Annotated in this window: 12 protein-coding genes; all 12 read left to right on the top strand. The window is 39.9% G+C overall.

Translation table 11 applies throughout. The features are described from left to right. The first annotated feature begins 254 nt into the window (after window positions 1–254). Complete coding sequence (epmA, locus tag A1D25_RS06675; RefSeq protein WP_157394915.1) at window positions 255–1,238, top strand: elongation factor P--(R)-beta-lysine ligase; 984 nt, start codon at window positions 255–257, stop codon at window positions 1,236–1,238. 54 nt (window positions 1,239–1,292) lie between these two features. Then, window positions 1,293–2,084: a TatD family hydrolase gene (locus tag A1D25_RS06680; protein ID WP_157394916.1), complete on the top strand. Its 792-nt coding sequence runs from the start codon at window positions 1,293–1,295 to the stop codon at window positions 2,082–2,084. Between the two features lie 8 nt (window positions 2,085–2,092). Beyond that, on the top strand, window positions 2,093–2,620 hold the full coding sequence (locus A1D25_RS06685) for a DUF1523 family protein (RefSeq protein WP_157394917.1): 528 nt from the start codon (window positions 2,093–2,095) through the stop codon (window positions 2,618–2,620). Window positions 2,621–2,658: 38 nt separating this feature from the next. Then, on the top strand, window positions 2,659–3,390 hold the full coding sequence (lpxH, locus tag A1D25_RS06690) for a UDP-2,3-diacylglucosamine diphosphatase (RefSeq protein WP_157394918.1): 732 nt from the start codon (window positions 2,659–2,661) through the stop codon (window positions 3,388–3,390). Beyond that, the gene (locus A1D25_RS06695; protein ID WP_157394919.1) at window positions 3,387–4,178 is read left to right on the top strand and encodes a glycosyltransferase family A protein; all 792 of its coding nucleotides are present in this window, start codon (window positions 3,387–3,389) and stop codon (window positions 4,176–4,178) included. Before lpxH ends, A1D25_RS06695 begins: the two co-directional genes overlap by 4 nt. A gap of 78 nt (window positions 4,179–4,256) precedes the next feature. Beyond that, window positions 4,257–4,619 (top strand): YbaN family protein, encoded by a 363-nt coding sequence (locus tag A1D25_RS06700; protein WP_157394920.1) that lies wholly within the window; start codon window positions 4,257–4,259, stop codon window positions 4,617–4,619. 53 nt (window positions 4,620–4,672) lie between these two features. Further along, window positions 4,673–5,266, top strand: coding sequence for a molybdopterin adenylyltransferase (mog, locus tag A1D25_RS06705; protein WP_157394921.1), 594 nt, complete (start codon window positions 4,673–4,675; stop codon window positions 5,264–5,266). A gap of 10 nt (window positions 5,267–5,276) precedes the next feature. After that, a complete protein-coding gene (locus A1D25_RS06710) occupies window positions 5,277–6,170 on the top strand; it encodes an FkbM family methyltransferase (protein ID WP_157394922.1) in 894 nt (297 codons plus the stop codon). Continuing rightward, window positions 6,167–6,505 carry a nitrogen regulatory protein P-II gene (glnB, locus tag A1D25_RS06715; RefSeq protein ID WP_157394923.1) on the top strand — a complete coding sequence of 113 codons (339 nt, stop codon included), beginning with the start codon at window positions 6,167–6,169 and terminating at the stop codon, window positions 6,503–6,505. Before A1D25_RS06710 ends, glnB begins: the two co-directional genes overlap by 4 nt. A gap of 23 nt (window positions 6,506–6,528) precedes the next feature. Continuing rightward, on the top strand, window positions 6,529–7,017 hold the full coding sequence (gene lspA / locus A1D25_RS06720) for a signal peptidase II (protein ID WP_157394924.1): 489 nt from the start codon (window positions 6,529–6,531) through the stop codon (window positions 7,015–7,017). Next, complete coding sequence (gene ispH / locus A1D25_RS06725; protein WP_157394925.1) at window positions 7,018–7,962, top strand: 4-hydroxy-3-methylbut-2-enyl diphosphate reductase; 945 nt, start codon at window positions 7,018–7,020, stop codon at window positions 7,960–7,962. Next, entirely contained in the window at window positions 7,962–8,201 is a 240-nt protein-coding gene (locus A1D25_RS06730) for an FAD assembly factor SdhE (protein WP_157394926.1), read from the top strand. The genes ispH and A1D25_RS06730 overlap by 1 nt, the downstream gene beginning before the upstream one ends. Window positions 8,202–8,314: the final 113 nt, after the last annotated feature.

The following is an 8,314-nucleotide window of genomic DNA, read 5'->3' on the forward strand; positions in this document are numbered from 1 at the left end:
AAAATCTGTTATTTTTCAATTGGTTATGACTTTTCTTGTAGGGGCGCCACGCTGGCGTCCGAATGAAAAAAGACTTTGTCAATAATCTGAAATAATTTAACGTCTTTGTAGGGACGCCACGCTGGCGTCCGCGAATTCAAATCCAACACAGTGCGTAATTTCAATATCAGAAGGACACAAGCATTGTGTCCCTACAAGGTTTTGTGCATTTGCTACCTAATACCGCTCTTTACAACGACAAGCGGTAAGATTTTATGGAAAATTTGCAAAATGAACAGATAGACTGGAAACCGTCAGCACCTATTCAAAACCTACTGAAACGATCCAAAATTATGGGTGAAATTCGCCAGTTCTTTACAGAGCGTGGCGTGCTTGAAGTAGAAACGCCTGCAATGAGTGAATTTTCAGTAACAGACGTACATCTCTCCACCTTTAATACGCAATTCTTATCGCCTTTTGCAAGCCAAGCGAAAACCTTGCATTTAATCACTAGCCCTGAATACCATATGAAACGCTTGCTGGCGAGTGGAAGCGGTGCGATTTTCCAAATTTGTCGCGTATTTCGCAATGAAGAATCAGGCAAAAGACACAACCCTGAATTTACAATGTTGGAGTGGTATCGCCCGCATTTTGATATGTATCGCTTAATCAATGAAGTTGATGATTTACTCCAACAAATTTTAGATTGTGAACCTGCGGAGTCATTTAGTTATCAATTTGTGTTTCAAACCTATGTGGGTTTAGACCCCCTTTCTGCAAGCAAAGCACAACTTGTTGCTAAGGCGAAAGAATACGGATTGCAATGCGATGAAAATGAGCAACGAGATACCTTGTTGCAATTTTTATTTAGTGAGGTGGTGGAAGCCAATATCGGCAAAGAACGTCCAACTGCTGTTTATCACTTCCCTGCAACGCAAGCGGCACTGGCACAAATCAGCACAGAAGATCATCGTGTAGCAGAACGCTTTGAGTTCTACTATAAAGGATTAGAATTAGCGAATGGTTTTCACGAGTTAAGTGATGCGAAAGAACAAATCCGCCGTTTTGAGCTGGATAATTTACAACGTAATGAAATGGGCTTACCGCCCCAACAACTTGACCACCGTTTTTTAAATGCCCTCAAAGCTGGTATTCCAAATTGTTCTGGGGTTGCTTTAGGTGTTGATCGCTTGCTGATGATCGCAATGAATGCAGAGCGTATTGATGAAGTAATGGCTTTCGGGGTTGAAAGAGCTTAGAATTGCAAAACTTTTTACAAAAAAGAGCGCTTATTGGCGTTATTTTAGGAAATTATGTCAAATAACTTATTTATTATTGATTCGCACTGCCACTTAGACAGCCTAGATTACGAAACTCGTCATAAAGATGTTGATGAAGTGATTGAAAATGCGAAAAATCGTGGTGTGCAACATCTGATTTCAATCTGCACAACCATTGGTCGTTTTGAAGCGATGAAACAGCTTACGGCACATCGTTCAGATGTTTCGCTTTCTTGTGGCGTTCATCCGCTTAATGTCGAAGATGAACCCTTCGACTACGAAAAATTACTGGCTTATGTGCAAGATCCCCGAGTGGTCGCAGTGGGCGAAACTGGGTTAGACTACCACTACACACCCGAAACTAAAGCATTACAACAATCGCTCTTTGAACAGCAAATTGAAATTGCCAAACAGGTCAAAAAGCCTTTAGTGATCCACACGCGATCAGCCAGAGAAGATACTATGCACTTTCTTGAAAAAGGTAATGCACAAGATTGTGGTGGCGTGTTACATTGCTTTACGGAAGATTGGAATATGGCTAAAAGAGCCTTAGACATTGGTTTTTATATCTCGATTTCGGGGATTATCACTTTCCGTAACGCAGAAGAATTGCGAGATGTTGCCCGAAAAGTACCGCTTGATCGCTTACTGGTTGAAACCGATTCGCCTTACCTTGCACCAATTCCCTATCGAGGTAAACCGAATCAACCTGCTTATGTACGAGAAGTTTGTGAATATTTAGCCACCTTAAAAGGCATTTCAGTGGAACAAATGGCAGAAATCACGACTCAAAACGTACAACGTTTATTTAATTTGAAATTATAGGAGCTGTTATGAAAGCAATCTTAAAATATTTTCTCATTTTGGTGATGCTATCGCTACATATTGTGTTAGTCGGTGCAGTTAATTATGCATTTCCAAGTTACGATCAAACGATTATTACAGGGATGGAAGTTCGTAGAGTCGATAAAGACGGTCCAATTAGTAAATCTAACCCTCAAGATGGACCTGTTAGAGATGTTTACTATATTTTTACTGAAGATCCTGCAAGTAAAAAAGTAATGACCTATCGTAATGAAGATACTGGTTGGGGCTTACCATTTTATTTTAAATTTGACTCTGCATTAACCCAAGCAAAAGCCCAAGCATTTGCAAATGAGAAAAAAGTTGTGCAAATTAAATACTATGGTTGGTATATCAGTTGGTTAAATGAATTTAGAAATGTTGTTTCAATTAAAGAATTAGCAGAAGGGGAAACAAAAGCGAATCCTTGGTTTAGCTATATTTTCTACGCATTTTTTGCATTAACTTTCTTCCTTTCGGTACAAGTTGTACGCGGTTGGTTTGATAGTTCTAAATAATCACAATTCAGGGCGTCTAGCACGCCCTTTAATCTATTATGACCACATATTTTATTGCTGACTTACACCTTAACGAGCATCAACCTGACATCACTGACTTATTTTTGCAATTTATGGCAGAAAAAGCACCGCTTGCGGAGGCAGTGTATATCTTAGGCGATCTTTTCGATTTTTGGATTGGCGATGACGAAAACTCGCCTTTAATTGAACAAGTTAAACAAGCCATTCGCCATATCTCGCAACGAGGTATTCCTTGCTATTTTATCTGCGGTAATCGCGATTTCTTACTCGGCAAACGTTTTGCCAAAGAAACGGGGTTAATTTTGTTGCATGATTATCACAAAATCGATCTCTACGGACATTCAACGCTACTCTGCCACGGCGATACACTCTGTACTGATGATGTGAAATATCAACGCTTCCGCCAAAAAGTCCATCAAAAATGGCGACAAGCACTTTTTCTTTTACTGCCACTCCGTTTACGTTTACATATCGCTCAAAAAATCCGAGCTAAAAGCCGACAAGATAAACGCACAAAACCTGCTGAAATTATGGACGTAAACCCACAATTTACTGCTCAAATAGCAGAACAATATCAAATTGAGTGGCTTATTCACGGGCATACCCATAAACAAGCGGTGCATTCTTGCCAAAAATTTGCAACATCTGACCGCTTATTTACCCGCATCGTGCTTGGCGATTGGGGCAAAACAGCATCTATCTTAGCCGTAGATACGCAAGGCTTTCAGTTCAATTTGGAGCGAAAATGATTGATGTCATTATCCCCTGCTATAACGCAGAAAAGACCTTACAACGAGCGGTTCAAAGTGTATTAGAGCAAGCAGAGTTAGGCACATTATGGCTTATTGATGACGCTTCAACAGATAACACATTCACACTCGCTCATCATTTTGCAAACCAAGTTCCGAATAAAATTCGAGTAGAAAAAATGCCACAAAATAGTGGTGTGGCAAAAGCAAGAAATTGGGGAGCATTGCAAAGTAACGCTGAATTGATTGCATTTTTAGATGCCGATGATGCTTATGAACCACAAGCCTTGCAAGTGGCTCAAGCGATTTTTCAATTCCGACCTGAAACCGCACTCGTCCGTTTACGCTTAAAACCTGTGGATTTAGCAGAACGTTATGCAACTCACCCACAATTTGCTCACGCTTGGCAATATATGCAAATGACAGGGGCTGGCAATACGGTTTTCCGCCGAGCATTTTTCCTTGCCTGTGGCGGTTTTCCCCAACAAGCGTTATTTAGAACATTCGGGGGCGAAGATGGTGCTTTGGGCATCGCTACAACAAAAATAGCCAATGTGGCAACTGCCTTTAATGATGCTGGGGTCTTGCACTTTTGCCGAGAAGGAATGCACGCCGAATATTTACTTGATGCGGTATTGTTCCAAAAACACCGAAAAAATGTTGGTGAACAAGAAATGGCACAAGCGAATGCTGTTACGGAAAAAATTTGTGAACAAGTTATTCAGCTACAACAATGTTTAAATAGCGATAAAACGGGTGTTCACCCGATGAATTTGGAATGGGAATAAATTACTTCTCGCTCGAACATTGAAAAATAGCTCAAATCAGCATATTATCTCTACTTGCGATTTATTCTCACTTAGTTTATGAAAGCGATTTATATTATTTTAGGTTTTATCAGCATTGCGTTAGGTTTGGTCGGCGTTGTTGTACCCGGTTTACCAACGACACCGTTTCTCTTATTAGCCCTTTACTGTTTTGGCAAAAGTTCTGAACGCTTAAAACAATGGTTTATGGGAACAAAAATCTACCATAAATATCTTAAAGAATACGACCAAAAACGTGCAATGACGATGAAACAAAAAATCGCTATTCTCGCCTTTTCTGCTCCTTTCTGTATTTTTGCCTTTTTTACCTTGCCGAATATTTGGGGGAAATTGGCGTTGGTGATCACAGTCATCGTTCAGTATTATTATTTCTTCTTTAAAATTAAAACGTTGGAAAAGTAGCCTTGCAAGGTTAGAATAACAGGCAGTTTAATTTTGTAAAAAAGTGAGAAGAAATGACCGCTTGTTTAAGTAAAGATACCCTAAAAATCGGTTTGGTTTCTGTATCCGACCGAGCATCGCAAGGTGTATATGTCGATCAAGGTATTCCAGCCCTACAAAAATGGTTAGAAACCGCACTTTGTGAGCCATTTGAAGTAGAAACTCGCCTTATTGCTGATGAGCAAGATGTCATTGAGCAAACACTCATTGAATTAGTCGATCAACACGCTTGCCATTTGGTGCTAACCACTGGCGGAACAGGCCCCGCCAAACGTGATGTTACTCCAGATGCAACACTCGCTATTGCTCATCGTGAAATGCCCGGCTTTGGCGAACAGATGCGTCAAGTGAGTTTGCATTTTGTACCGACAGCTATTCTCTCACGTCAAGTGGGCGTTATTCGCCACAGTTCACTGATTTTAAATTTACCCGGGCAACCCAAAGCCATTCAGGAAACCTTAGAGGGTGTTAAAGGCACTGATGGTTCTGTTATCGTTCGTGGTATTTTCAGTGCAGTCCCTTACTGCTTACAACTACTAAGCGAAATTTATATTGAAACACGCCCTGAAATTTGTGAAAGTTTTAGACCCAAATCAGCAAGGCGTTAAGGAATAATTTATGCAAACTTACTTATATGATTTACGCTGGGGAAGATTTAACCTTATCCAAGGTGATATGATTAGTGAAATTGCTGCTCATTATGGCGAGTGGTCTGATGTTGAAGTCGCAATTTTCCATTCTCTATTAACTCCGAATGCTAATGTAATTGAAGTTGGCTCAAATATAGGTATGCACGCAGTACCTATTGCCAGAGCAATTCCACAAGGGAAACTTCTCTGTTTTGAACCACAACGGATTATTTTTCAACAGCTCTGCTGTAATCTTTCGTTAAATAACCTAACAAACGTGGAAACCTATCGAATGGGCGTTTGTGACGTTTCCGAAAAACGTTGGATTGAAAGTTGTGATTATAGCCAACCTTGGAATTATGGCAGTTTTTCACTAGATAAAGGGTTTAGTACTGAAGCACAATTTAATGGTTCATTTACACAAGAAGAAATTGAAACAGTACGTTTAGATGATTTTGCTCCTGCCCAACGCTTAGAGCAGTTAAGTTTGCTAAAAATTGATGCAGAAGGCTTTGATATTCCCGTCCTAAAAGGTGCTACAAAACTAATTGAACGATTAAAACCCGCTATTTTTATTGAAGTTCATCCTCACTCTATTGAAGATACCTTAGCGATTATTCACCAACTAAATTATGAAGCCTATTGGGTTGCATCGCAGCGTTATCAACAAAATAATTTTTATAATGCAGAAAAATTAGATGATGGATCTGATCTCAATTTACTTTGCTTTCCAAATGATGATACTAATGCACAGCACAGCACAGCACAGCACAGCACAGCACAGCAAAAGATATTTGCATTAAAACAATTATTGATCAAAGCAATTTCACTAGAACAATTAACTAACGGTGAAGTTCCATTGTTATTAAAGGAAGAAAAATGAAAAAAATTGAAGCCATTATTAAACCATTCAAATTAGATGATGTGCGTGAAGCATTAACCGATGTTGGCATTACAGGAATGACGGTAACTGAAGTAAAAGGCTTTGGACGTCAAAAAGGGCATACGGAGCTTTATCGTGGTGCGGAATATGCGATTGATTTTCTACCGAAAGTCAAATTAGAGATTATCGTTAGCGATGAGCAAGTTGATGAGTGTGTTGAGACGATTATTGATACCGCACAAACAGGTAAAATCGGCGATGGAAAAATCTTTGTTTATGATGTTGAGCGTGTAATCCGTATCCGCACAGGCGAAGAAAACGAAGAGGCGATTTAATTCTAAAAACCAAAGGAAATTCAATGAAAAAAACAGGTCTAGTATGGCTATGGGTAAGTTTAGTTACGCTTATAGTCGATTTATGGACGAAATATATTGTAGTACAAAATTTTGAACTACACGAAAGTATCAATATTTTACCCATATTTAATCTTACTTATGCCCGTAATTATGGTGCGGCTTTTAGCTTTTTAGCCGATCACTCGGGCTGGCAAAAATATTTCTTTTTAGGCTTAGCAATTGTGATCTCTACCGCATTAGTGGTAATGCTTTACAAAAACAAAGCTGAACTCAAGCTCCAAAATTGTGCCTATGCCTTAATTATTGGTGGGGCGATAGGTAATGCGATTGACCGAGCCTATCACGGTTATGTGGTTGATTTTTTACATTTTTATTGGGATATTTATCATTATCCTGTGTTTAATGTTGCCGATATTGGCATTGTGGTCGGTGCAGGCTTATTGATTTTAGAGTCTATTTTAGAGCATCGAAAAACGAAAAAGAGTGATTAAATGAATATTATTTTAGCGAATCCTAGGGGATTTTGTGCGGGAGTTGATCGTGCAATTTCAATTGTAGAACTTGCCCTTGAAATTCACGGTGCACCGATTTATGTCCGCCACGAAGTTGTGCATAACCGCTTTGTTGTGGACGGCTTAAAAGCCAAAGGGGCGATTTTTGTGGAAGAGTTAGATGAAGTGCCTGATGGTGCAATCGTCATCTTCTCTGCTCACGGTGTTTCTCAAGCGGTACGCCACGAAGCGAAACGTCGCGAATTGAAAGTTTTTGATGCAACCTGCCCGCTTGTAACCAAAGTGCATATGCAAGTGGCTCGAGCCAGTAAAAAAGGCACTCAAGCCATTCTTATTGGACACGAAGGACACCCTGAAGTCGTGGGAACAATGGGGCAATATGACAACCCTGAAGGGGGGATTTTCTTAGTCGAAGATGTGGAAGATATTGCAAAATTAGGGTTAAAAGATGATCAGAATTTAACGTTTATGACCCAAACTACGCTCTCTATTGATGATACCAGTGATGTGATTGAAGCACTGAAACAGAAATATCCTGCAATCCAAGGGCCTCGTAAAAATGATATTTGTTATGCTACAACTAACCGCCAACAAGCGGTCAGAGAGTTAGCTAAACTAGCTCAATTAGTGCTTGTTGTTGGCTCTAAAAACTCATCAAACTCTAACCGTTTAGCTGAATTAGCCTCTCGCATTGGCACGCCATCAAGGTTGATTGATGGACCACAAGATATTGATCCGACGTGGTTAGATGGGGTAAACACGATTGGCATTACCGCTGGTGCATCTGCCCCAGAAGTGCTGGTTCAATCGGTAGTCGAGCATCTAAAAACCTTAGGGGTAACTGAAGTGAGTGAATTAGAAGGCTGTGAAGAAAATACCGTCTTTGAAGTACCACGCGAATTACGCATTACAGAGGTGCAATAATGAACCGTTTTAAAATTGAGTGGGAATGTCGCCGTGGAATGCGTGAGTTAGATAAAATGATTATGCCGTTCTACCAACAATATTTTGATGAGCTAACACCAGTTCAACAGCAAACATTTGTGGAAATGTTAGGATATAGCGATCCTGAGCTATTCCGTTGGTTTATGAACCAACTCCCTGCACCAACAGCCGAATTACAAGCGATGGTAGATCTTATCCGCTCTAAACTTAGTTACTAAATTGCTTGGTCTAATCGCTCAGGGAAAGATCGTATTTTCTGTCAATTTACGATCTAATGGAAATTCATATTCCATATTACACCATTAAGGTTGAGGCGTAATGGACAAAATGG

The organism is Ursidibacter arcticus, assembly GCF_009761375.1.
GTDB classification, from domain to species: domain Bacteria; phylum Pseudomonadota; class Gammaproteobacteria; order Enterobacterales; family Pasteurellaceae; genus Ursidibacter; species Ursidibacter arcticus.